The sequence below is a fragment of the Nostoc sp. DedQUE09 genome (assembly GCF_034530915.1).
Classification (GTDB): domain Bacteria; phylum Cyanobacteriota; class Cyanobacteriia; order Cyanobacteriales; family Nostocaceae; genus Nostoc.
On sequence record NZ_JAVRCE010000024.1, the window covers coordinates 75,301 to 100,782 of the forward strand.

At 41.2% G+C, this 25,482-nt stretch carries 18 protein-coding genes; 10 read left to right on the top strand and 8 right to left on the bottom strand.

The annotated features are described in order from the left end of the window. Position 1 precedes the first annotated feature (1 nt). Complete coding sequence (locus tag RMY27_RS17050; RefSeq protein WP_322665160.1) at positions 2 to 1,270, top strand: bifunctional sterol desaturase/short chain dehydrogenase; 1,269 nt, start codon at positions 2 to 4, stop codon at positions 1,268 to 1,270. A 377-nt stretch (positions 1,271 to 1,647) separates the two neighbouring features. Here RMY27_RS17050 and RMY27_RS17055 read toward each other — a convergent pair whose 3' ends face one another. Next, positions 1,648 to 2,991 (bottom strand): cytochrome P450, encoded by a 1,344-nt coding sequence (locus tag RMY27_RS17055; protein ID WP_322665162.1) that lies wholly within the window; start codon positions 2,989 to 2,991, stop codon positions 1,648 to 1,650. Between the two features lie 206 nt (positions 2,992 to 3,197). On the opposite strand from RMY27_RS17055, the gene RMY27_RS17060 reads away from it, so the two are divergent. After that, positions 3,198 to 3,677 carry an ABC transporter permease gene (locus RMY27_RS17060; protein WP_322665163.1) on the top strand — a complete coding sequence of 160 codons (480 nt, stop codon included), beginning with the start codon at positions 3,198 to 3,200 and terminating at the stop codon, positions 3,675 to 3,677. Positions 3,678 to 3,924: 247 nt separating this feature from the next. On the opposite strand, the gene RMY27_RS17065 is transcribed toward RMY27_RS17060, so the two are convergent. Beyond that, positions 3,925 to 4,830 carry an amino acid ABC transporter substrate-binding protein gene (locus RMY27_RS17065; protein WP_322665165.1) on the bottom strand — a complete coding sequence of 302 codons (906 nt, stop codon included), beginning with the start codon at positions 4,828 to 4,830 and terminating at the stop codon, positions 3,925 to 3,927. Positions 4,831 to 5,444: 614 nt separating this feature from the next. Here RMY27_RS17065 and RMY27_RS17070 point away from each other — a divergent pair. Both RMY27_RS17070 and RMY27_RS17075 read left to right on the top strand, forming a co-directional pair. After that, a complete protein-coding gene (locus RMY27_RS17070; RefSeq protein ID WP_322665167.1) occupies positions 5,445 to 6,512 on the top strand; it encodes a DMT family transporter in 1,068 nt (355 codons plus the stop codon). Between the two features lie 315 nt (positions 6,513 to 6,827). Further along, a complete protein-coding gene (locus RMY27_RS17075; protein WP_322665169.1) occupies positions 6,828 to 7,997 on the top strand; it encodes a peptidoglycan-binding protein in 1,170 nt (389 codons plus the stop codon). A 71-nt stretch (positions 7,998 to 8,068) separates the two neighbouring features. Here RMY27_RS17075 and RMY27_RS17080 read toward each other — a convergent pair whose 3' ends face one another. The 3 genes from RMY27_RS17080 to RMY27_RS17090 all read right to left on the bottom strand — a co-directional run bounded on the left by RMY27_RS17080 (position 8,069) and on the right by RMY27_RS17090 (position 12,151). Next, positions 8,069 to 8,524 carry a DUF2141 domain-containing protein gene (locus RMY27_RS17080; RefSeq protein ID WP_322665171.1) on the bottom strand — a complete coding sequence of 152 codons (456 nt, stop codon included), beginning with the start codon at positions 8,522 to 8,524 and terminating at the stop codon, positions 8,069 to 8,071. A 188-nt stretch (positions 8,525 to 8,712) separates the two neighbouring features. Further along, on the bottom strand, positions 8,713 to 10,266 hold the full coding sequence (locus RMY27_RS17085) for an ammonium transporter (RefSeq protein ID WP_322665197.1): 1,554 nt from the start codon (positions 10,264 to 10,266) through the stop codon (positions 8,713 to 8,715). Positions 10,267 to 10,678: 412 nt separating this feature from the next. Continuing rightward, on the bottom strand, positions 10,679 to 12,151 hold the full coding sequence (locus RMY27_RS17090; RefSeq protein ID WP_322665172.1) for an ammonium transporter: 1,473 nt from the start codon (positions 12,149 to 12,151) through the stop codon (positions 10,679 to 10,681). Between the two features lie 821 nt (positions 12,152 to 12,972). Here RMY27_RS17090 and RMY27_RS17095 point away from each other — a divergent pair. The 4 genes from RMY27_RS17095 to RMY27_RS17110 all read left to right on the top strand — a co-directional run bounded on the left by RMY27_RS17095 (position 12,973) and on the right by RMY27_RS17110 (position 16,200). Then, complete coding sequence (locus tag RMY27_RS17095) at positions 12,973 to 13,458, top strand: glutathione peroxidase (protein ID WP_322665173.1); 486 nt, start codon at positions 12,973 to 12,975, stop codon at positions 13,456 to 13,458. A 153-nt stretch (positions 13,459 to 13,611) separates the two neighbouring features. Then, positions 13,612 to 14,436: an SDR family oxidoreductase gene (locus RMY27_RS17100; RefSeq protein ID WP_322665174.1), complete on the top strand. Its 825-nt coding sequence runs from the start codon at positions 13,612 to 13,614 to the stop codon at positions 14,434 to 14,436. Positions 14,437 to 14,458: 22 nt separating this feature from the next. Further along, positions 14,459 to 15,388 carry an alpha/beta hydrolase gene (locus tag RMY27_RS17105; RefSeq protein ID WP_322665175.1) on the top strand — a complete coding sequence of 310 codons (930 nt, stop codon included), beginning with the start codon at positions 14,459 to 14,461 and terminating at the stop codon, positions 15,386 to 15,388. Between the two features lie 77 nt (positions 15,389 to 15,465). Next, complete coding sequence (locus RMY27_RS17110) at positions 15,466 to 16,200, top strand: glutathione peroxidase (protein WP_322665177.1); 735 nt, start codon at positions 15,466 to 15,468, stop codon at positions 16,198 to 16,200. A gap of 106 nt (positions 16,201 to 16,306) precedes the next feature. Here RMY27_RS17110 and RMY27_RS17115 read toward each other — a convergent pair whose 3' ends face one another. Next, on the bottom strand, positions 16,307 to 16,477 hold the full coding sequence (locus RMY27_RS17115) for a hypothetical protein (protein WP_322665179.1): 171 nt from the start codon (positions 16,475 to 16,477) through the stop codon (positions 16,307 to 16,309). Positions 16,478 to 16,722: 245 nt separating this feature from the next. Between RMY27_RS17115 and RMY27_RS17120 the strand changes: the two genes are divergently transcribed. Further along, positions 16,723 to 17,964 carry a hypothetical protein gene (locus tag RMY27_RS17120; protein ID WP_322665181.1) on the top strand — a complete coding sequence of 414 codons (1,242 nt, stop codon included), beginning with the start codon at positions 16,723 to 16,725 and terminating at the stop codon, positions 17,962 to 17,964. Positions 17,965 to 18,000: 36 nt separating this feature from the next. Beyond that, on the top strand, positions 18,001 to 18,768 hold the full coding sequence (locus RMY27_RS17125; protein ID WP_322665183.1) for a phosphatase PAP2 family protein: 768 nt from the start codon (positions 18,001 to 18,003) through the stop codon (positions 18,766 to 18,768). 260 nt (positions 18,769 to 19,028) lie between these two features. Here RMY27_RS17125 and RMY27_RS17130 read toward each other — a convergent pair whose 3' ends face one another. Further along, positions 19,029 to 19,574, bottom strand: coding sequence for a hypothetical protein (locus RMY27_RS17130; protein ID WP_322665185.1), 546 nt, complete (start codon positions 19,572 to 19,574; stop codon positions 19,029 to 19,031). A gap of 2 nt (positions 19,575 to 19,576) precedes the next feature. Continuing rightward, positions 19,577 to 25,222 carry a PAS domain S-box protein gene (locus RMY27_RS17135; protein ID WP_322665187.1) on the bottom strand — a complete coding sequence of 1,882 codons (5,646 nt, stop codon included), beginning with the start codon at positions 25,220 to 25,222 and terminating at the stop codon, positions 19,577 to 19,579. Positions 25,223 to 25,482: the final 260 nt, after the last annotated feature.

Here is a 25,482-nt window from a genome sequence, read left to right on the forward strand (position 1 = left end):
CATGATAAAAATGCTAGCTGAAAACTTGATGGGAATTGAGACAAGCTTACAAATTAATTGGGTTTGGCTAAATGCCAGCTTACAGTTTGCAAGTTGGGCACTCTTCTCACTTTTACTTGCTGAGATATTGAGAGACAGCTACCATGCTTTGTGTCACCAAGTCAGTTGGCTTGCTAAATGGCACAACAAGCACCACATGGCCTATCGCCGCGATTTATCAATAGTTTCTCTGAAAATTTATCAAGAATCCCAACTCTATCACGACATTTTAGAGTCGAGTTTATTGCTAGTGGTATTGGTAGTCGTTGCCTTAATTGTCCAGCAAATGGGGTTATGGCTGGGAGTAGCTTATGGTTGTACCTTTTTGTATGGCGCGTCTGTGCGATATTTTCAGGGAAAAATTGATACAGATTACAACCACCTACCCGGCCCTTTAGAGACAATTCCATCGATTTGGTGGGTGAATCGGTCTTACCATTGGCGGCATCATTTTGATGATGTCAACGCTTACTACAGTGGTGTCTTTCCCCTAGTGGATAAAATTCTGGGCACAGGACTGTCTCTCAAAGGTAAAACCATCGCTTTAACCGGAGCATCAGGAGCGCTGGGGCAAGCGTTGGCGGCTGAACTTATAAAGAATAATGCTAAAGTCGTCGCATTAACCACTAATCCAGAAAAATTAGTAGAGCAAGTTGGGGTAAAGGTGGTTTCCTGGCAGTTAGGCAACGAAGCTGAATTGAGAAATAGTTTAGAGAAAGTAGATATTTTAATTATCAATCATGGAGTCAATGTCTACGCCAGCCGCACATCGGAGGCTATCAATTCCTCTTATGAAGTGAATACCTTTTCAGCATTACGGTTGATAGATATATTTTTGACAACTGTAACAGGGCCACAAGCAAAAGCAACCAAGGAAATTTGGGTAAACACTTCTGAGGCTGAGGTTTCTCCAGCGCTGAGTCCGCTTTATGAACTTAGCAAAAGAGCGCTAGGAGATATTGTTACCCTCAAGCGTTTGGACGGGGATTGTGTAATTCGCAAGTTAATTCTTGGCCCGTTTAAGAGTCAGTTGAATCCTTATGGAGTGATGTCTGCACAGCAAGTTGCTCGTGCAATCTTATTTTTGGCGCGGCGAGACTTCCGAAATATTATTGTGGCAATAAATCCTCTCACCTATCTGCTGTTTCCTTTAAAGGAAACTAGTACGTCGCTATACTATCGACTTTTTAGCCGGACAGCGAAAAGTGAACAAGACTTACGCAAAGAATAGCCGAAAAGAATGATTTTCAGGTAGGGGCAATTCATGAATTGCTCCTGAGCGCGTGTAGTTTTGATTTGCAATGCCTGTGGCTAGCTACACGCATCAGCCTTTTCTAGCAGCAAAAGTGAGACTACCGCCGTTAAAACTTGGTTCTTACAAGTAATACCGTTCAGTTAAGAAAATTGTAGGTTGGGTAGAACTTTAGTCTTACCCAACAAAGTCAAGGAAGTGTTGGGTTTTGTTGCTCAACCCAACCTACGCCAGTTTTAATTTTTAGCCTTAATTGAACCGTATTGTTTTTTGAACCCAATGTTTTAAGCTTGCCATGCTACTACAAATCTTCAAAACTTACGCAGTCTTGGAATGTAATTTCCTCCCAAGCAAGTTTATCGTTTTTTAATAGCCATCATCCGAACTCCACCATTAGGAGCAAGGGTAAATCCACGTCGTTGCAGTTTCAGAGGTTTATTTTCCACCAATGCAAGTTGATAATTAGATAAAACGGTTGCCAAGACTAATTTAATTTCTAACTGAGCCAGGGCATATCCTAAACATCGCCGACTTCCACCACCAAAAGGAATGAACTCCCAAGGCGAATAATGCCGTCCTAAAAAACGTTCCGGATTAAATTGTTGAGGATTAGGATACAAGTCTTCCCGATAATGCAAGAGGTAGATACTTGCCATTAAAGTTGTGTCAGGAGGAAACTGGTATCCTGCAATATTTATGGATGATTTGGTAATGCGTGGGAAAAGCCCTGGCAGGACTGGATACATGCGCAGGGTTTCTTGGCAAACTGCGCTTAAGTAAGGAAGCTGGGCAATTTCCATTGGGTTTGGATTTTCTCCCAAGCTGTCAAGTTCCTGCTGCAATTTTGAGAGGACATCTGGATTTTGGTGAATTTGATAGAAAGCCCACGCTAGCGTTGTTGCAGTAGTTTCATGTCCAGCAAATAAAATTGTGAGCAATTCATCTTTTAATTCATCGTCGGTCATTGCTTGCCCATTTTCATCCCGTGCTGCCATCATCAAGCTCAGAACATCACCCTGATTCTGATTGTTCTTTGTTCTTTTCTCTTCAATTTCTGCTTGAAGTAGCTGATGAATATGGCTTTGTCTAGTTTTCATCTGCCCCCAAGGAGTCCATTTTCCCCAATCTTGTTGTAAGAATTGGAAAAATAGCATACTGGAGCGCAAAGGAGAATCAGTCATATCCAACCAACTAGTCAGGAGAGGTAAAATTAGTTGATAGCGTTCCCCTTCACTTAAACCAAAGACAATTTGTAAAATTACTTCTAGACTAACTTTCTGCATGGCAGACCGAACCACAAAAGGTTGACCGATTTGCCATTGACTGGCGATTTGCTCGGTAATTAAGCAAATTTGTTGACCATAAGCCTGTAGCCTTTCTCCATGAAAGGGGGGCATTAATAATTTTCGTTCTCGTCGATGGCGGGCACCATCTATTAACATGATAGAATTTCGCCCAATCAAAGGCTCTGCAAGTTTATTACCACGACCAACATCAAATTTAGAATCTTGACTGAAGATTTCTTGAATGGCTTGGGGATGGCTAAGAATTACATAAGAACCGAGTCCACCCAGTTGCATGGAAAAAATATCTCCATACTCTTGATTACACTTTTTCTGAAATCCAATCGGATCGGCAATCCATTCGAGCAGTTGCCACCACGAAGGGCTAGTAATGCAATTCGGTAATTGACTAAGCATAATATTTACCTGTGATTCCACTTCATAATCTTAAACAAATACACCCATTATCCCTGAGTAACCGTATTTAGGGACTGGCTCATAACCGCATTTATTAAGCTATCTAGCAAGCGATCGCGTGATAAAGATGTAACTTCTTTTCCATACAACATTTCTTGTAAAATCACGTGGAATACCAGCGAACCAAAAAAATATGAGCATTATTAATGACTCCGGCTACTAACTGGAAAATATTACTATCAAAAATCGTCCCTTTAGCATTTTTATTCATGGGCGATGTTTTATTAGCTATCACTTTAGCAACAGTAATATTACATGTACCATTTCGAGGTAATTTCCTGCTATTTTTAGCCCTATCAAGTATGTATGTATTTGTCGGGATTAGCTTGGGTATTATGTTAGCGACTGTAAGTAGTTCGCAACAACAGGTAGTTTTGACATCTTTCTTTATTAATTTACCAATGGTACAAACTTCTGGAGCGATCGCACCCATTGAAGCCATGCCACCTTCGTTTCAAGTTTTATCCCTACTCAATCCCCTGCGCCATTACATTGCGATCGTTCGAGGTATTTTGCTCAAAGGTGTTGGCTTAGATGTACTGTGGATGAATGTTTTGGCTTTAGTCGCTTTTACTGTTGTGTTATTAACTATTGGTGTTAGTAAGTTTCGCAGTCAATTAAGCTAAAAGACAGGGTAATATCATGTCCGTTTGGTTACTTATTAAACCCAAGAACCCCACCCCGCCAAAGCTACGCTTTGTCTTTGCTCCCCAAGGCATCGGCTATCGTGTATACACAAGTCAAATTACCCCCTTAATCCCCCCGATGCATTGGTGGGAAACAAGAAATCTAGTTCCCTCCCCAATCTATCGGGGAGGGTTAGGGAGGGGTGCGATGACTGTGGGAATCATAACTAATTAACCGGACATGATATCACAGGTCACTTTTAGGAATTTCCTCACGAAATTCTATGACCAACTTCATAGTTTCCACTACCAAATCGCGTAAATCTCGATTGAGTGCTACAGAGCCTTGAGGCCCAAACCAACGGTCAAAAATAGTGACATATCGCTGATTCCCATTGACGAATCCTTGCATAAACTTTACCAGAGAAAAGTTAACTGTATCCAAGAATTTGGAGTTATTTTCTGGCACCATGCAAGCGATACCTTCTCGTGAATAGGGGCGATCGGGTACGATCGCAAAAGCATCTGGATTTTTTTGCTGTTGCAGCCATCCCTCTAAAAGAATGCTATCGGATGAGAAAGCATCAATAGTATCTTGCTGCAAAGCTGTGTATCCCTCTGCCCTAGTTTTAAAATATACTAGCTTAACTTTGGGTTGTACATGAGCGATCGCCTGTTCATTTGTGGTTCCCGCCAACACACCAATTCTCTTACCAATAAGGGATTCAGGGGAACCTAGATTACTTCCTTTCTTAACTAATAATTGGGTTCCAGTTGCACCGTAGCTGACAGAAAAGTCTACTTTTTTATCTCGCTTCCATGTAAAACTACTAGCATCACATACAATATCAACTTGTTGATTAACTATTTTAGGAATCCGCTCAGAAGGGCTAATACCAACTAATTGCAGTTTAATTTTTTTTCCTGTGTCTTTTTCTAATTGCTCTTTAATCAGAGTCAGCATATCTACAGAATAGCCATTTAACTTTCCTTGACTATCCACATAGGCAAAAGGTAGCGCATCTTTACTAGTACCAGCTGTTAATACTCCTGTTCTGGCTACTTTTTTCATTACAGTCTCAGCAGCTACCACATTAGACATGAGCATTGCAAACATGAGACTTAAAATAGGGATAGCAATTTTTTCATACATAAGCTTTAAGAGTAAGTAATTTTTTTCAACAATTAAGTCTGATTTATATATCAAGCTCAAAAAGTTATCACTATCAAGTACATCGTAAAGTTATCTAGTAACTATTCTTTACATTGATATTCTTTCATTACTCTGGTGAAATAAAAATTGCAGCCAACTTTAAGTGTGTAAAAAAAACTCTCAGGGCATAATCTGTAGATACGTGTATACAGCAACACTGAGAATATGAGTAAGTAGGTAGGCATAATTAAATATAAAATAAATTCCAAGTTTGTAGTGAGCGATTTATCACTCAGAGCAAGGATTATCAGGACTAAAGTCCTTACTACAAACTTTAAAACTTTAAATTTATTTATGCCTAGTACAACACGGCGTAAATAAACAACCCATTCCAAATTAATGAAACGCTTACGCCGTATTCATTTTGACTTTTGACTTTTGACTTCCGCCTTGCGGTACTAGGCTCAGGCTGGAGAGTTTCACTATCTCCAAGACGCTACGCGATGGTGCAAAGCACCCGTCAAAGGCGATGTCTACGCAAAACTACATAATTCGGTAAAATTGGGTAAAGCAATTTTTGCGCTTGTTAAACAAAGAAAGGCATCAGCAAACCCATGCAACTGAAACTCAGTGCATCTCGACTTCCCTTCGCTCCCCTGTTGTTAATCGCCCCCTTTTTCCTATGGGGGACGGCAATGGTAGCCATGAAAGGAGTGATACCCCATACCACACCGCTATTCATGGCAGGTGTCCGTCTAATACCAGCAGGGATGTTAATTCTGATTGCAGCAGCATTCATGGGTAAACCCCAGCCGAAGAGTTGGGCTGCATGGCTGTGGATTGCCTTATTTGCCCTAGTAGATGGAACGCTGTTTCAAGGCTTTTTGGCAGAGGGATTAGTCAGAACTAGTGCAGGGTTAGGGTCTGTGATGATTGACTCGCAACCTTTGGCTGTTGCCTTGCTGTCGTTGTGGCTATTCCAAGAACACATTGGTTTTTGGGGATGGCTGGGGCTAGGCTTGGGAGTCACAGGCATTAGTTTAATTGGCTTACCTGATGAGTGGATCTTACATTTTTTTGGCTCAGGCGCAAATATGACAATTGGCAACTGGCAAGATTTGTTTGCTAGTGGCGAATGGTTAATGCTGTTAGCAGCACTATCAATGGCAGTGGGAACAGTATTGATTCGGTTTGTGTGCCGATATGCTGACCCTGTAAGCGCTACGGGATGGCACATGATTTTGGGCGGATTGCCACTATGGGGAGTTTCATCAGTTGTTGAATCCCAGCAATGGGAAAATCTGGGAGGATCTGATTTCATGGCTTTGGGTTATGCTACCGTATTTGGCAGTGCGATCGCTTATGGGTTATTCTTCTACTTTGCCTCAAGTGGCAGTCTTACCAGTCTTAGTTCTCTCACCTTTCTGACACCCGTCTTTGCGCTACTATTTGGCAATCTTTTCCTCTCAGAAGTCCTCAGTCCGTTGCAGTGGGTAGGAGTATTTCTCACTTTAATCAGCATCTATCTCATTAACCAACGTGATACTTTAGGAGGACAAAATGACACAGTTACTGTCGGCGAGATAGCAAATATACAGCAACCAGTTTTAGAAGCATCTGCTAAAAAATTGAACCCCATAAGCCTAGCAGTTAGAGAATCGGAATCAGAAATATCCCCTTAACTTGTTAAAATAATTCTTAATTAGTAATTAAGTAGGGGATGAGGGAAAAACCAATTAAAAATTAAAAATTAAAAATTAAAAATTAAAGAACTTCTGCCTGGTTGTTGAGCTAGTTGAAACATTGCCTCACTTCTCTACGAGAGGCTGCACTTTGGCTACGCTCAGTGCCCACGCCAACGACTACGCTCAGTGACCACCTGCCTCCTTTTTTCCAATGCCCAATTCCCAATTAAAAATGACAGTTAACATTTGGTCGTCTAGAAGCTATTGTGGTATCGAAGATTTGAAAAGCACGTTCAGGTTGAAACTTGCAATATGAGGCTATGCCGTTCCTCAATTCTGATATTTACCTGTTTTTCTTTCGTGGGTTTGTACCCACATCGCTCAAGTGCAGCCACACCTAACCTAGCACCTGAAATTTTAGAACTTGCACAAGCTAGTTCGACAGTTACTGCTAGTCCGGCTGTTTTGAGATATGGTAGTCGAAAATCAGATGTGCAGAGACTACAAACCCAATTAAAGCAGTTGGGATACTACAGAGGCGTAGTAGATGGACAGTATAACGCCAGTACGGAAATTGCTGTAGCTAAATTCCAGAAAGTAAAGGGTTTAAAATTAGATGGGATTGCTGGACCGGCGACTCAGGAGAAGCTGCAAGTAGCAATGGAGGCTAAAAAGCAGTTTGTCACCTCTCCAATAATTACTTCTCCAAAAGTTACCTCCCCAATAGTTACCTCTGTTGCTCCGACTTCTGCAAATCCCCAAGCATCCGAGAGAGGTTTTGTCTGGTGGTTACTATTTACTATTGGAGTTCTTGGATGTACTGGCGCACTTTTTTATCTGCTCAGGTCGTTTCAGAAGGTAAAGCAAGTCCAAAACTCCGAAATATCAGAGCCTAAAAGATTGAGTGAAACTAACAAAGAATCGATTACACCACCTTTGCTAGAGACTGTCACTAGTCTACAAACACCTCAACCGCCATTTTCCACACAATTACTGCTACCAGAAAAAACTTCCCGTCTTGCTAAACTCAATATCGTTGAGGAATTAATTCAAGATTTACGCAGTTCTGACCCAACGAAGCGGCGCAAGGCTATTTGGGATTTGGGACAGCAGGGAGATTCGCGGGCAATTCAGCATCTGGTTGACCTGATAATTGATGCTGATTCTCAAGAAAGCAGCTTAATCTTGGCAGCTTTGTCAGAAATTGGCATCCGCACACTCAAACCAATGAACCGTGCTTTAGCAATTTCAATTCAAGATGAAAGTCCACAAGTGCGGCAAAATGCAATCCGTGACCTGACGCGCGTTTATGACATGATGGGTCAAATGAGTCAGATGTTGCACCATGCGCTAGAAGACCCAGATGCCGATGTGCAAGCAACAGCACGATATGCTTTGACTCAGATGAATCGAATGCGAATACGTGACTTGCCAGAGCAACAGAGTCTACAAGAAGATTTAGATAATGATTCACAACATTGACACTCCCCCGCTACACCGCTTGGCGGTTAGCGGGAGATTCTTGTTTCACGGAAACTGAATCTGCTGGCAGCTTAAAAATATTTCAACTGGATTTGGATATTGGTATCTGGCCCTGCTACTAAAAATACTGCTTCGCTAAATTTGGGCGCTCTTGCGCGAATTTCTGGGTTGCTGGAAAATCCAAAACCTTCGCTTGGTATACCAAAAAGATTGCTATTGAGAGTGCGGTCATTATTTTGATCGTGGAAGACAGCAACGGCGTAACTACCTGCTTTCAAATTATTAAAGGTAATTGGTAAGGGATTTTCAGTAATCTTGGTACACTGCTTTTGTAAGCCGCGATCGCCATCGCTAGGAAAACCTTTACTGTTAGCAAATATACTGGCACAGACTTGTCCTTCTTGATTCTTCAAGCCATCAATTTCCACGGTGACTTTGCCGTTAAAGTTTGCCTTGGCACTAAATGACCATGCCAAATTTCCCATAACTGCCAATAGCAGCATACTAACTCTTAAGCCTTTAACCATAAAATTTTCACAAGGTAAAATGCGATCGCTAAATAAAGCACTAAATCAGGCAAAAAGTAGGAGGTTTTATACCCCCTACTTCTCTCTGCTTGGATAGAGAATTTTGCGGAATCAGTTCAATCTACTAATGGTGTATTGGTAGCTCATACTAAGAATATGCCAGAGGATGAACCAAAGAAATATTTTTCCTAAAGTTTGCCAATTGAGCCTTGTTCATTAGAAAATCCAGTTGCATCACCTTCTTTGAGAAATCCACTGTAGGCTTCCATACCGTGTTCGCCGATATCTAAACCTTCTAATTCCTCTTCTTTGGAGACTCTAATACCTAAAGTCGCTTTTAGTGACAACCAAAAAATACTACTGAGTAAAACAGTGAAGCCAGCTACTGAGACAACGCCTAGCAACTGAACACCAAACTGTCCAAAGCCACCACCTGAAAATAAACCTTTTTCTGGGCCAAGTGTATACCAGGTAAAAACACCAGGGCCAACAGACCATAGACCAACTGCTAGGGTTCCCCAGATACCACAAACTAAATGAACTGAGGTAGCTCCCACTGGATCATCAATGCCAAGTTTGTCAAAGAATGTTACAGAGAAAACTACCAGTACTCCAGCAATGAAGCCAATTACTAAAGAACTAGCGACACCTACGTAAGCACAAGATGCTGTAATCCCAACCAAGCCAGCCAAAATACCATTAATAATCATTGACAGGTCTGGTTTACCTAAGTACAACCAAGCTGTGATGGTGGCGGCAATTCCACCGGCAGCAGCAGACATGTTAGTGGTTAGAGCAATATGGCTGATTGCACCAGGATCGGCAGCCATTACAGAACCTGGGTTGAAACCAAACCAGCCCAACCACAGAATCAAACAGCCCAACGTCGCAATACTCATGTTGTGACCGGGCATTGCTACAACTTGGTTGTCTTGATATTTACCAAGGCGGGGCCCAAGAAATGCTGCTCCCATCAAAGCTGCCCAGCCGCCTACAGAGTGAATTACCGTAGAACCGGCAAAATCCCAAAAGCCTCTGTCTGCTAGCCAACCACCACCCCAAATCCAATGTCCGGTAATGGGATAGGCAATACCTACAAGTAAGAGGCTGAAAATTAGGAAGTCAACAAATTTAATCCGTTCGGCTACTGCACCAGAAACGATTGTTGCTGCTGTTCCAGCAAACACTAGCTGGAATAAAAACTTAGCTGCTAAAGGTACACCAGCCCAACTAAGAGCGCTGAAGATACCTTTATAAGCGTCTGCTGTGGTGGGACTGTTATCTGCTCCTTTTAAGAAAAACCCATTCAATCCAATGAAGTCATTGCCATCACCGAACATTAAGGCAAAACCGATAGACCAAAAAGCAATGGTAGACAGAGCAAATACAATCAAGTTTTTGGAAAGAACATTGACAGCGTTTTTTTGGCGACAGAAGCCAGTTTCTAACATACAAAAACCAGCGTTCATGAAGAACACTAAAAAAGCAGCGATCGCAACCCACAAGGTGTCAATAGCAATTTTGAGTTCTGCTGTCGTTGGTGCTGCGGCTGGAGTTTGGGCAACTGCGGCATAACCCCAACCCAACACAATCAGACAAGCGATAGGTAAACAAGCTTGCCAACTGGGAGAAAGTCGCTTAATCAGATTAAATAGCTTGACTTTAGAGTTAGATTGTGAATTGATAACGTAATTTTTTGCAGACGAATGCCTCTTTTTTGGTTTCGATTTTTGTTTGTACATTAATTTAAGCGTCATCCTTCCTCTAAACCATCCTTAAAAAAGGGAAAAAACACGTTAAACAGAAAAAACTACCGTTTGAAGTTAGATCCAGTGGTTTTTGATATTTTTCCTTTAGACCACTTGTTTAAAAACCAGAAACTCAAATAAGCGTAGTAGGAGTTTAAAAAACTATTGGCACATCTGTAAATATTTTTTATAGTTCTTCGTCAGAAATTTATGATGTATTTTCTGAAATAGTCAAGTCTCCTTCACTTAATCTTTAATCTTTGAAAAAAGTTGGCTGAGAAAGTGCCCAAAATTGTCTTGAATAATGTCAATAAAAAATCCGGTAGAAAGTAGCAAGGAATCTGTGGAAGATACATCATAACTACCGTAAAATGGCTTTTTTCAGCTATAAATGCGATTTTTGGCTCTATTCACTATCGAGGGTACCGACTTCTGGAGTATTAGTCCGATTTTTGCCATCTTCTGCGATAAATTGCTTGATCGCATAAACATCAGGCCATACTGACGCACCATGTTCGTAGGCATCGATCCCAATGCGATCGGCTTCGGGATTGACGCGTAAGTGTCCCAGCGCTTTAAGACCACCAAACATCAAAAAGCTAAAGCCGACGGTGAAAACTGCGATCGCTACTACACCTAAAATTTGTATACTTAACAAATCAAAGCCGCCACCCAAAAATAACCCCGCCTTTTTGTTGAGGGTCAGTTCTGCTTGACCTAAGAAGCCAACTGAGAGAGTACCCATCATGCCATTGATACCGTGTACGGCAAATGCCCCCACTGGGTCATCAATGTGGAGTGACTCGATTAAACCCACTCCCAAAGTAACCAAAATTCCACCCGTTAACCCAATCAAAACCGAAGCCCAAGGTGCAACGTAGGCACAAGGAGCTGTGATTGCCACTAATCCTGCAAGCGAACCATTGAGAGAATAAACTAAATCCCACTTACCTGTGCGGGTATATTGAAAAATTGTCGCTGATAATGCTGCGGCTCCTGCGGACAGTGTGGTGTTAACTGTTACTAAACCAATCAATCCCGTATTACCTGTGCTGAGGGTTGAACCAGGGTTAAATCCGTACCAGCTAAACCACAGAATCATCGTTCCCAAAGTTGCTAGCCCTAAATTGTGTGCTGGTGGTAGTGTTCCCCAAGCCGGACGGTCGGGACGCGGCCCAAGTAAATATGCGCCTACCAGCGCTGTCAAGCCCCCAACTGTGTGGACAACAGAACTACCGGCAAAGTCGTGATAGCTCAATTTGGATAACCAGCCACCAGAGTTCCAAACCCAGTGAACAATGATCGGGTAAGCGATCGCCCCCATAAGGGCGCTGTAAATTAAATCACCAATAAAGTCGGTTCTTCCAGCCATTGAACCAGTAGCGATCGTAGTAGCGGTAGCAGTAAAGGCAAACTGGAAGAAGAATAAAGTATAGGTATTGATGGCAGCTGTAGAACCTGGCGCACCCAATGTATAGCTACCATCAGTACCAGGTAGCTGGCTGAGGAAAAAGGTATCTATGCCAATTAACCCACCAGCACTTGTACCAAAGGCAATCCCAAAGCCGATTCCCCACCACACTAAGATGGTGACAGCGGCGTTAATAAAGTTTTCTAGTAAGGCGTTAACTACATCTCTTTGGCGGTTCAAACCTGCTTCTAACATAGCAAAGCCGGTTTGCATGAAGAATATTAAAAATCCGGTGATTAGTACCCAGATAGTATCAATGGAAATTTGCAGTTTGGTTGTAGTTTCAGATAAAGATTGAACAGTGGGAGGGTCTGCCGCATGTACAATTGTGGGGGCAAAAACTGCAAATATCATTGAAGCGATCGCTAGCGCCAGTAGGCGATGCCAGGGAGGAATACGTTTATTCATTGATTATTTTTTTTTGCTGTCAAAATGGTAATTGATGTTAGTAATAGACTTATTAACATCAATTAATTTAATTAAGCTAACCAAATTCAGCTTTTGGTCAACACTTTTAGGAAATAATCATCTCATTCTCCGTATCAGTTATTTATTTTTCTGGAAACATACTTTTTCTAATATTCAAAACTCTGACTAAATCAAAACATAAACATTCTTTCACAGAAATTATGAGACTAGTACGCGACGGCGGAAATAGAGCAACCATTTCAAATTCCTAAAAAGCTTATTCCATAACACTTTTTACTTTTGATTGTTGATTTTTGACTTCCACCTTGCGGTAGTAGTTCCTGATTTCACTTTGGTGAATTTATGCCTAAACGGATAAATTTGACTGATTGTCTATTTACTCAAACCAAAAAACTGTATTTTATAATACAGTTTTTTGGTTTGAGTGATGAATATAACTCATGATGCAACAAAAAAGCAACTATATCCTTTCTAGCTACATATTTTCCGACATCATAAATTGGACAATTCTGGATACTGTTAAATTTTTATACAAAAAGTTAATTCTTTGTGACTTTAAAGGTATATCAATTTATCACTACACCCAAAATTTTGTATTAAAAGCAACGCAGATTTCCCACTCTTATTCTGAGATAGCAGCTTAGTCGAGCTATTTATAGAAGATACAGCGCTTTACAACTACATGACTCACATAGAATTGTGACAACAAGGCTAATAAACCTAATTTCCTTAAATAAACCGGGTTTAGAGTACCTGTAATATGGGAGACTTGGCAATATTCCCTATAAATCAGATTTAAGATGAGTAAGACAATTTTGGATATTGCAGTCAAGACCATCAACGGTGAAGATAAGCAATTAAACGACTACACAGGGAAGGTACTCTTAATTGTAAATTTGGCTTCCTTCTGTGGTTATACTTCTCAATATGAGGGGTTAGAAAAGTTGAACCAAAAGTATAGAGAAGCAGGTTTACGTATTTTGGGATTCCCTTGCAACGATTTTGGAGCGCAGGAACCAGGAAGCAATGAAGAAATCGTGCAATTCTGCACTAGTAAGTATGGTGTTACCTTTGAACTATTCGATAAAGTTCATGCCAAAGGCTCACAGCAGCATCCACTTTATGAGCGACTTACTAAAGCCGTTGAGCCAACAGGAACTGTTGCTTGGAACTTTGAAAAATTTTTAGTTAATAAGCAAGGTGAAGTAGTAGCTCGATTTAATAGTAGTGTCCAGCCAAATTCACCAGAGCTAATTACCACAATTGAGAAGGAATTAGCAAACTAGTCATTAGTTATTAGTCATTAGTCATTAGGTAAAATTTTCTGTACTATTAACTATTGACTGTTAGTTCTGGACTGTTAAATTTATTTAAGTCCAGCCCCTTAATTGAGAAAATCGCCTCAATGAGTAGTTTAATTTATTTGTGTCTAATTTGTCATGAACGTTGCAATCATTGGTTGTGGTTATGTTGGTTATAAAGTTGCTCAATATTGGCAACAAAATATGAATTTTGTCGTCAGTGTAACCACAACTTCATCTGAGCGTGTCCCTGCCCTACAATCAGTATCTCAAAGAGTTGTAGTTACCTATGGTAATGACATAAATGGTCTAAAATCAGTTTTGCATAATCAAGATGTTGTACTTTTGAGTGTTGGGGCAAAAAATAGTGAAGCTTATGAAGAAGCTTATCTACAAACTGCCCAAACTTTAGTTTCGTGCTTACAGCAGATTAAGAGTGTAAAACAATTAATATACACAGGTAGCTATGCCGTATATGGTGACAGAAATGGTGTATGGGTAGATGAAGAAACACCGCTTGCACCTGCTAATTTAAATGCCCAAATTCTCCGCAAAACAGAAGAGGTGTTGCTATCAGCATCTAGCGAAAACCTCCGTGTTTGTATTTTCCGCTTAGGAGGGATTTATGGAACTGGTAGAGAACTATTGAAAATATTTGGTAGATATTCTGGTACAACCCGTCCGGGCAATGGTGAGGATACCACAAATTGGATTCATCTAGATGATATTGTTGGTGCAATAGAATTTGCCCGTCACCGTCGTTTGCAAGGAATTTACAATCTGGTAGATGATGCACATCTCACCAGCCGAGACTTGCTAGATAGCTTATTTGAAAAACATAATTTACCCAAAGTAGAATGGGATACATCTATCAAAAATACTCGCCCATATAATGCTTGGGTATCGAATGAAAAGCTCAAAGAAGCTGGATACGAGTTGATTCATCCACAGATAATTTTTTAGCAAGTATTAAAAACTAGGAATTATGCAACCATCTGCTGTAGCGAACACAAACAATTTGACAGCATCTCCTAGCCAGTTTTACAGTTGGCAGAATTATCGTTGTGCCTACGAAGTTCATCAACCAATTAATACAACATCTGAAGGCGTTCCCTTACTGTTAATTCATCCGATTGGCGTGGGATTGTCGCGGCGATTTTGGCAGCGATTTTGCCGCGAGTGGTATAATTCAGGTCAGCGTAATTCAATTTACAACCCTGATTTACTAGGATGTGGTGAAAGTGATATGCCCCATGTAGCTTATACTCCTAGCGATTGGGCAGAACAGTTGCAGTCATTTTTACAAACAGTAGTTCAAAAACCTGTTATTTTAGTAGTACAAGGTGCTTTATTGCCAGTTGCCATCCAATTAGTTCAAAAGCAACCAAATTTAATTGCCGGACTGGTACTTTCTGGGCCGCCAACGTGGGCTTTGATGACAAATAAACCACCAGAATGGCAGGAAAAATTCCTTTGGAATGTGTTAGATTCGCCTTTTGGCAGTGCTTTTTATCGTTATGCACGCACCCCAAAATTTTTACGTTCTTTTTCGATTCGCCAACTTTTTGCTTCTGAAAATGCTGTGGATGCAGAGTGGTTAAATACATTGGTTGCAGGTGCAGAAAATACTGCTAGTCGCCATGCAGTATTTTCTTTTTTAGCAGGGTTTTGGCGAGATGATTATACTAGTTTTATTGCCTCGATTCAGCAACCAACATTAGCAGTTATGGGGGAAATTGCATCGAGTATTAGCCAAGATAATAAAAAAGAAACGCCAGATGAACGCTTGGCTCAGTATCTTGCTTGTTTCCCTGAAAGTCAAGGTATAAAAATAAATGGGCGTAATGTTTTACCCTATGAATCAACCACTGAGTTTGTAGCAGCGATCGCTCCATTCATTAATAAAGTCTTTTAGCTGATTGATAGTTACATTGTACCAGTTCTCCCATGATAGGTTATGACTGGAATTGATTACTAAAGGCAAGCAAAATTATGTTATCCAATCGCCGAGGACAAAGAGTACCCAATGTCACTTTTCATACTCGTTTGAACAACGAGTGGGTGGATGTGACAACCGATCAGCTATTTGCTGGTAAGACAGTAGTTGTCTTCTCTTTACCAGGTGCTTATACTCCGACTTGTTCATCAACTCATCTCCCGGGCTACAACGAGTTAGCTGGGGTTTTCAAACAAAATGGAGTCGATGACATTATCTGTATTTCTGTCAATGATGCCTTTGTAATGAACGAATGGGCGAAGGATCAAGAGGCAGAAAATATCACACTAATTCCCGATGGTAATGGTGAATTTACTGAAGGTATGGGTATGCTGGTAGACAAATCAGACTTGGGATTTGGGAAGCGATCGTGGCGGTATTCTATGCTGGTTAGAGATGGGGTAATTAACCAGATGTTTATTGAGCCAGATGAGCCAGGAGATCCCTTTAAAGTATCTGATGCTGAGACAATGCTTAGATATATCAACCCCCAAGCAGTTAAGCCCGAAGTAGTTTCTCTGTTTGCGAAAGTGGGTTGTCCCTTCTGTGCCCGTGCTAAGGCAATGCTCAAGGAACATGGCATCAACTACGAAGAAATTACCTTGGGTAAGGATATCACCACACGGTCATTAAAAGCAGTTGCGGGTGCGACAACAGTTCCCCAAGTATTTATCGATGGTAAATTAATTGGTGGTTCTGAGGCATTAGAAGCCTACTTCGCTGCTAAATAGGGTTGAGTAGAGTTGCAATACTGCATAGGTTTTGTCTAAAAAATAGAAATGTGTAGGTTGGGTTGAGGAACGAAACCCAATATTTGATGTGGTTTGTTGGGTTTCGCTATTGCTCAACCCAACCTACGAATATTCTTAAACCGAGCGGCATTAAGGCAATTTCCGTTAATAAATCTACCGTCGCCGTTGGTTTCGACTTCGCTAAACCAACTAAGGGATTGAGAGTTGAGTGAAGTCGAAACTCGTCAACCTGGGTATATTCTTTGTGAGAAATCACCTAAGTAGAGTTGCACAGCCATCAACTGTGTCAGTTTCAGGTGAAAGTCATGATATTTTTGACCGTAGCCTGATTTGTGAAAATTGAAAACCACAGATTCCCGACTTCGTAAAAGTTGTCGGGGATTTTGTTTTTCGTCAGCAGTTAACAAATCTTCAGATGGGTAGATGTATTTTTGTCCAGCTATTCACTACTGATCGGATAAAATTGATTCGAATTAAATTTACATTTATTTAAAAGACAATATGTTTGCCAGAATTCGCCGAATTTGGAGTCAATTTTTTAGTAATTCCAGAACAATCAACAACGAACCACTGAATAAAGTAAGTTTGATTGTCATTATTATAGTTGATATTTTTATCTTAATTAATGTTTTTACCGGACTCGATGATATTAGCAGATGGCATATCAGTCCAACTGAGGCTTATCCATGTTATTCAGAGTGGCAAAATTATCGAGTAAAAACTACTAAAGATAAAGACTATGAAATTATTAGACTTTCATTGTCATCTTACACAAACAGTCAATTTAGTTTTCGGGGAAACTATCAACAAGCCGAAGTAGGACATCTAGGTAAGGTTTCTCAAACGTGTTTGCAATATGCCGATTACAAAGATAAGATTAAGATTTCTGAAAAGCAGAAAATTATCCAAACTATCGATCAAAAACAAGCAAAAATTAGTAGACTCGAACAAGCAAATAGCACGATTAAATCTCAGTATGACTCAACGCTCTTAGAAAAAATTGCCGGACAGAATCGCGAACAATCAATTAATCAAGTCAGTGCTGAAAAAGCTAAACAGACGTTAGAAGAAAATAATCGCCAAATTTCTACTCTTCAACAAGAAATTTCTACTCTTAAAAATGAACTACTTACCCAACCAGAAAGCATTAGTTTTATAGCCTTTCTTAAAAATGACAATCGATTTCAAGAAGTCGATAAAGGCTATCAGCAGGCATCATTTTGGTATCCAAGTATCCAACTTAGTTTTCAGTCTCTCTTTCTTTTACCACTGATTATCATTGCTTTATTAATTCATAAATTTGCCCAAAGAAGAGGATATGGACTCGTCTCGCTAATTAGCTGGCATTTGCTAGTTATCTTTTTTATCCCATTAATAGTCAAAATATTTGAATTTCTGCAAATAGGTGCAATATTTAAATTTTTATTTGATATAATAAGTGCCATTTTTGGCGGTTTACTTTTCCTGATAAATTATGTTTATATCTTGCTGATTCCAGTTATTGGTTTTGGAATCATCCAGTTTTTTCAAAAATTTGTCTTTAACACTAAAGTCCAAGCAGCTAGCAGAGTTCAAAAATCACGATGTGTCAATTGTGCCAAGAAAATTCGACATCTTGATACTTACTGTCCACACTGCGGTTATTATCAGTACATTGAATGCCATAATTGTCATAATCTTACTTATAAGCATTTGTCGTACTGTAAACATTGTGGAACTTCTCAAGTTTCCAGTAATTTGTAATCAGTGAAGTCGTCAATCGACCCTTTTAACTTAGATATGGAAAAAGAGAAACAAATCAATAAAGAGAGTAAATCGCCACTTGATTTTCTGAAAAACCTGTTGATTGCTCGTTGGCGATCGCTCTTACTCCTTTTGATCGGAGTCTATTTACCTTTGCAGATATTTGAAATCCTGACAGTGAGGATATGGGAGAATCAAGCGGGCTTTCCTTGGGATGTGCCGATTCTGTTAGCAGTTCATTCTACCACAAACCCACAGTTAGATGTTTTAGCTGTCACCCTAGCTACAATTGGATTGCCTTGGACGGCGATGGTGATTTTGGGGACGATCGCACTGATGCTACTACTTCAAAAACGCTGGCGATCGCTAGCTTATTTACTCACCGCCTCAGCAGGAAGTGTTATCATCAACCGCACAGCAAAACAATTAATGCATCGAGTGCGTCCACAATTGTGGCAATCCATTGCACCTGAGTCTAGTTTTGCATTTCCCAGCGCTCATGCGATGACGAGTGTAACACTGGTAGCAATTTTGTTATTTTTAACTTGGACTACCTCTTGGCGTTGGTTGGTTCTTATATTCGGCAGCTTATACATCATCGCGATTGCGTGGTGTCGTCTCTATCTGGGGGTTCATTTTCCTAGCGACATTCTCGCTGGTTGGATGGTTGCATTAGGTTGGACAATTGGTGTCAGTCTAATTATCAAACCGTATAGAACTATAGCGAAATCCGTAGATGGCGAACGTCCTAAAGATGAAACTACCTTACTCCCAGAAGAAGTAAAGTCGATAAATAAGGAGTAATATCATGTCCGCTTGATTGCTTATTAAATCCGAAGAACCCCACCCCGCCAAAGCTGTGCTTTGTCTCCCCTCCCCGCCTGCGGGGAGGGGTTGGGGGTGGGGTTCTTTTATTATGGGTAATTTGGCGGACATTAGCCCTCACCCTAAATCCCTCTCCCAAGGTTAGGAGAGGGACTTTGGAATTGGCTTCCCTTCTCCCAATTTTGGGAGAAGGGGTTGGAGGATAAGGGCAAATTTTGCATTTGTGCAAAATGATTAAATTAAGAACAACCCTCAACATATTCAACTTCCGGTAATTTACCCGCTCTAAATTCAGTGACAAGCTTACCATCAGTCTCGAAAACTACACGGTAGTTGCGATCGCTACGGTCTTTCGGGATGAAAGTTAGGTAATGTCCGTTTTGGAGATATTTATGAGGTGTGACTTGAATTTGCCCTGGGTAGAGAGACTTGATTTGCGCTTCGGTGTCGCCAATTTTTGCACCTTTGAGGGTAGTAATCTGTGTATTTTCCCGCACATCTACTCTAGAAATCCGACCTTTTGTCACCATGAATGAAAGATTTTTGGGTTCGTTTTCTGGCTTAACATAATAGCAATTGTTATTTGGTGAATCGCCCACTAGCTTAGTACCGGCAGCCTTTGCCGCTTGAGGGACAGTCATGCCAACTTGTACTGTGCCAATACCGTTAATAAACAGTTTTGACTGATTGGTTAGTTTTGCCTTTGCGACAACTGTGGTAATAGTCAAAGGAGAAACTGTTAGCATTACAGTGACAAAAGTCAAGAATTTAGTTTTGCTATTCATAATTAGATATTTTCCTCAGTTAAGTCGATAATTTCATCGAAGCAAAAGTTGCGGACTAAATTTGCCAATTTTTCTGCCAAAGCAGAATGAGTTTGGGGAATTTGCTCAATTAGTTGCAAAATCCTTTCCGCATCGACTTCAACGGCTGCCTGATTCAGTTCTATTAGCCATTGGGCAGGCATAATGGTAATTGCAGAGCGAAGATCCAAGATAGTAGATTGAGTATTCTCTAGATTGTTGTCTGTTGCATCTTCATTGCTTTCTTCTGCACAGATATAACGCACTTGCAAATATTCAGCGATTTTTTCAAAAATCACTTGCTCTCGGAATGGCTTACGAACCAAGTCATCGCAACCTGCGGCTAAGATACTTGCCTGTTGCTCTTCAAAAGCACTGGCAGTTAGGGCAATAATTACGGTGTGGAAATTTGTAGTTGTATTTTTTTCCCTGGCTCTAATTTCTTTAGTTGCATCGTAGCCGTTTATGACAGGCATCCGCATATCCATCCAAATTAGATGAGGTTGCCAGGTTTGCCAAATAGCGATCGCTTCTTGTCCATTAGTTGCAGCCTGAATTTCAAAACCAATGCTACCAAGAAGTTGCACAATTAAATCGCGGTTTTCTTTGCGGTCATCTACTATCAGAATACGGTAAGCAGCTTGGTCTTCTGCCAGCTTGAGTACGCGTCCCTTATTTAATTTTGGTGCAGCTTTTAAAGCTGCGGCTAAATTCACTTGGATGTCAAAGCTAAAAGTAGACCCTTGTCCAACGCTACTCGTCAAGTGAATATCGCCTCCTAGCAACCGCACAAATTGACGGCTGATAGTCAGCCCGAGTCCGGTTCCCTCCTTAGTTTGGATACCACTTGTTGTCTGGACAAAAGGCTGAAATAGGTTATTCATTTCTTCTGGTGCTATTCCCCGTCCAGTGTCTTGGACTTCAAAGTGTAGGGAGTGGGGATTGGGTACAAGAGGCAGAGGGGCAGCACTTCGGCTCCTTTCGACTTCGCTCAAGGCAAGTCGCTCAGTAACCGAGGGGCTGAGAGGCTGAGGGGAAAGACTTACTGCAACTTCTCCCCTGCTCCCCTGCTCCCCTGCTCCCCTGCTCCCCTGCTCCTCACTCCCCAAGCTTACCCGCAACGTTACTCCCCCAGTCTGAGTAAATTTGACGGCGTTACCCAAAAGGTTTATGAGAACTTGGCGGAGTTTACCTTCATCTGTTTGGATGTAGCGGGGGAGATTGGGAGCCATTTCAAATTTGAGAAACAATTGCTTTGCCTGTGTCCGCACTTTGAACATCTCTTGTAGTGTTTGCAACAACAGATAAAGGTCGAAATCTTCAGGATTGAAAATGATTTGTCCAGCTTCAATTTTGGACATTTCCAAAACATCGTTAATCAGGTTAAGCAAGTGTTCTCCACTGCGGTTAATGGTAGCTAATGATTCACGCTGGTTTGAGTTGAGGCTAGTGTCTCGCTCCATTAATTGGGAAAAGCCCAGAATCGCATTTAGAGGGGTACGGAGTTCGTGACTCATGTTAGCCAAAAAAGCACTTTTGGCTCGGTTGGCAGTTTCAGCGGCTTCTTTGGCGATTCTCAGCGCTTCTTCTGCCTGGTGTCTAGCTCGACCGATCGCAATTATTTCACCTGCCAGTTTTAATAGATTAATATCTTCTTGGTTCCAGGTTTTTGAGTAGTAAATCATCGCTGCACCAACAAACCCAACTACTTTGCCAGCATGAACCATTGGCACAGCAAGTATAGATTGAAACGACATACTTTCAAAAAGTTTTCGCTCAGGTAGATGCGGCGGTAAATCTTCCACACAAGAGATTTGTCTATGCCTACCGCAAAGAATCGGCTCGTAGAAATAGGGGAAAACTTCCACAGGCGAACCTCTGGCAATATCAATTAATGGCGAAACATCTTCACCACACCATTCGTGGATGAGGTTGAATTCACGTTTATCCTGGGAGTATTCAAAGATGCAACTGTGTTCAGCATCAATAAATTGAGCGATCGCTCGAAGTGTAAAATTAATTGCTGTTGCTAAATCTTGGTCAATAAATTGCCGAGAAATGCTGCTGATTAAACTTTCGGCTTGAGTACGACGTTGCAAGGCTGCTTCTGCTTGTTTGCGATCGCTAATATCACGAGCTACACCCACAATCTGAAAATTACCTTGGGCATCTTGTGTGCGGACTGCATTAGCAGTTAGCCAAACCCAACCTTTAGTTCGATGTTTGGCGCGGTACTCAGTTCCCGAAATTCCCTCACCTGTTGCCAAGATAGTTTGGGCGGCTTCAAAACAGATTGGCACATCATCGGGATGAGTAAAGGATGCCAAGGAATTACCTTCCATTTCGCTGGGGGCAAATCCGGTAGTGTTCAATATATTAGGAGAAATATAGTTGAATACCCCATCAGGATTGATGACAAACAGCATATCGTTGACCTTTTCAACGATAGTGCGAAACTTTAACTCACTTTGTTGTAAGGCTGCTTCTGCAAGTTTCCGTTCTAATTCTGCACCGGCACGGGCAGCAAAGATTTTCACAATCAGTTCCCGTCCCGGATCGGGCTTCATGGGTTTGACATCTATCACTGCTAGATGTCCGATGATTTCGCCGGATGAACTGGTGAGAGGAACGCCAAAAAAACTCTCGGCATTCATCCTCACTAAATCTGCATCTTCTGGGAAACTAGCTTGTACTGCTTGCGGGTAATGACAGAGGTCGCCTCGCAAGGTATGTTCACAAGGAGTACCATGCAAATCATATTCCAAGTTCTTGTTAATAGCCCCACAAGGCCAAAATGCCAAAGTGCGGACTTTCGTTTTTGGCTCATCAAACTCACTCACTAGGGCATATTGAACCTGCAATACTTCGGCAAGGTAACGAACGCAGGAATTGAAAAAATCATTGCCTGTTTTAGCTGCGGTGCCCTCAACAATTAACCGTAAAGCTTGTTCTTGCTGTTTGCGATCGCTAATATCTGTAAAAACAGAATCCAAACAGGATTCTTCGGCGTTGAGACGAAGTGACAACAGTACCCAAACAACAGATCCATCCAAGCGTCGCAGTGCTACTTCAAAATTGCGAACTTCACCGGACTCTTCTAACTCTGCTAAAAGTAGTGCGCGATCTTCTGGATTAATATATAAATCTGTTGTGAAATACTTGCCAATTAAGTCAGCAGCAGAGGTAAAACCTAATATCTCGGCACCACGTTGATTAGCATCGATTATCAATCCATCTTTTTGGCAGGTACGAAAAATCCCCACTTGGGAATTTTCAAAGATATTGCGGTATTTCATTTCACTACGACGCAAGGCTTCTTCTACTTGCTTGCGTTCTGTGATGTCGCGTCCCACACCAGCGATCGCAATTTCACCACTGGGAGTGTTAATTGTGGAAGTGTTAAAGTTGAACCATCGCCAGCTACCGTTTTTGTGTCGCAATCTTACTTCAATATCAGTCAGCTTTTCACCAGTTAAAGCCCTTTGTAAGGCAGTGGCGCTAATTGCTAAATCTTCCGGCTTGGTAAACTCCACCACAGAATGACCTTCAATTTCCTCTAGGCTATAGCCCATCAGCACAGTCACATTCGGCGAGTGATAAGTAAAAATTCCCTCTGCTGAGAGGACAAATATCAGATCGTTGGCATTTTCCACAATGCTACGGAATTTTAATTCACTTTCTTGGAGGGCTGCTTCGGCACGTTTGCGTTCTGTAGCATCTGTGCCGACTGAAAGAATTTCGATTAAATTTCCTTGTGCATCTAAAATGGGTTTATTCGCCCAAACAATCCAGACGCGATCGCCATTTTTACATAAGTTTTCGTTTTCGTTAAATAGATAGTTTTCTGGATGCTCACAAATATCAACCATTAATCTCTGCAAATCGCGCCCAGAAGTTTCAGTTTCAGGGACAATTGTACCGACAACATTGCGTCTTGTAATCTCTTGGGTATCGAAGCCAAAAAGCTTTTGACCGTAGTCATTTAAATATATGATGTTACCGTTACTGTCCCAACGCAGAATGATGCAGTTAGCTGTTTGTACCAAATCGCGATACTGTACTTCGCTTTGTCGTAAGGCTTCTTCGGTGCGTTTGCGAGCCGTAATATCCCGCACTATTGCTAAAATGTGTCGCTTGCCATTGTAAATACAAGTTGTTCCTTTGACTTCCACATCTATGAAAGTGCCATCCTTGCAGATATCAACTGCTTGTCCATAAAATTGCTCACCACATCGGGTTTTCTCGAAAAACTCTAGAAAAACAGAATGTGAGTCTGGGTGAATATAAGCAGATGGATGTAAAGTGAGAAATTCTTCATAAGAGTAACCATGCATCTGACAAGCCGCCGGATTAACTTCGGCGACTTTTTCAGTCTCTATGTCAGTAATAAATAGTCCATCATTGATTGCTTCAAAAATACTGCGGTATTGTAATTCACTTTGTCGCAGTGCTTCTTCTGCTCTTTGGCGTTGGGTGATATCGCGGAAGCTCCACACTCTACCAATAATTTGTTCACCGATGCGCTGAGGACAAGAGTAGCGCTCAAATACTCTGCCATCTACTAGTTCTAACCAGTCGTAACTAACTAATTCCGGCTGTGAATATAATTCTCGGACTCGTTGCACAAACCCATCAGGGTCTTTTAGTTGGTTTGCCAGATACGCTAGTCGCTGAGGATGATCTGGTTCCGTCAAAAGTCCTGGTGGAATTGACCACATTTCTAAGAACTTTTGGTTATAACTAGTGATATTACTTGAGCTATCGACTACTAAGATACCATCTTGAATCGATTCAAAGATAGCGCTTAACAAAGATAGAGAGTTTTCTAAAGCTACTTGGGTTTGTTTGCGTTCACTCAAATCCCGCCCTAAAACCACCAGAGCTTTGCGTCTACCATCGTGGTGAAATAGGGGAGCTTTAATCATATCTAAACTGCTCACTGTCCCATCAGGGCGAGGAATAGCTTCTTCTACCCGATGCACACATCCCAATTGCCAAGCTCGCTCATCTGTTTGATCACAGTTGAGTAAAGCATCATGATAAAAATTGCTAAATTCTGCTAGTTCTGAATCTTTTTTGCCTAGATAATCAACGCCTTGTAGCTCTAAAAATTCTAGGTTAGCCTGGTTTGACAGCAGCCATTTTCCCTCGCCGTCTTTTAAACAGATAATATCGGGTGTAGCGTTAATTAATGTCTGCAAACGCTCCTCAATTTCTTGCAAGGATTCTTGGGTTCGTTGAGTCAGTGTGATATCCCGAATTACCAGTATTGCACAGCGATCGCTAGTCAATCCGCTACAGCTACCGGAAATTTGTAGTGTTATTTGCTCATCTTGCTGCAACTGATAATTTGTTGTTTCATACTCCCCATTGAGTATCTGCACATCAGGATAGCAAGGCAAAGCAACTGGTTGTCCTAATTGTGTGAGGGGTAGCAAGTCAGTTAACTTCGCACCGCAGACAGTAGCGTGAGGTTGGTTTACCAAAGACTCAAAGCGAGAATTGCACCATTGAATGAGTCGGTCTTCTCCTACCCAGACTACAGCATCAGCGATCGCACCCAGTGTTACTTCCATCTTGTTCACAGTGGCTTGCAATTGCTTTACCTGCTCTAGCTGTTGTGTACTCATTAACGACTCCTGTTAAATAATTCGTAACTCGTAATTCGTAATTCGTAATTATTATGAATTAAGTACTGTATAAATTAATAATCATGTGCTAAGGATGATACTAATAAATCTGTATAGTGATTGTATCGTTAGTCTCTGACTGAAATATTCGACTACAGCAAAACTACATATTCTCTTCATTTTACAAAAATGCGATCGCCAAATTAACAAATGCGATCGCCAAATCAACAAATGCGATCGCCAAATCAACAAATGCGAAC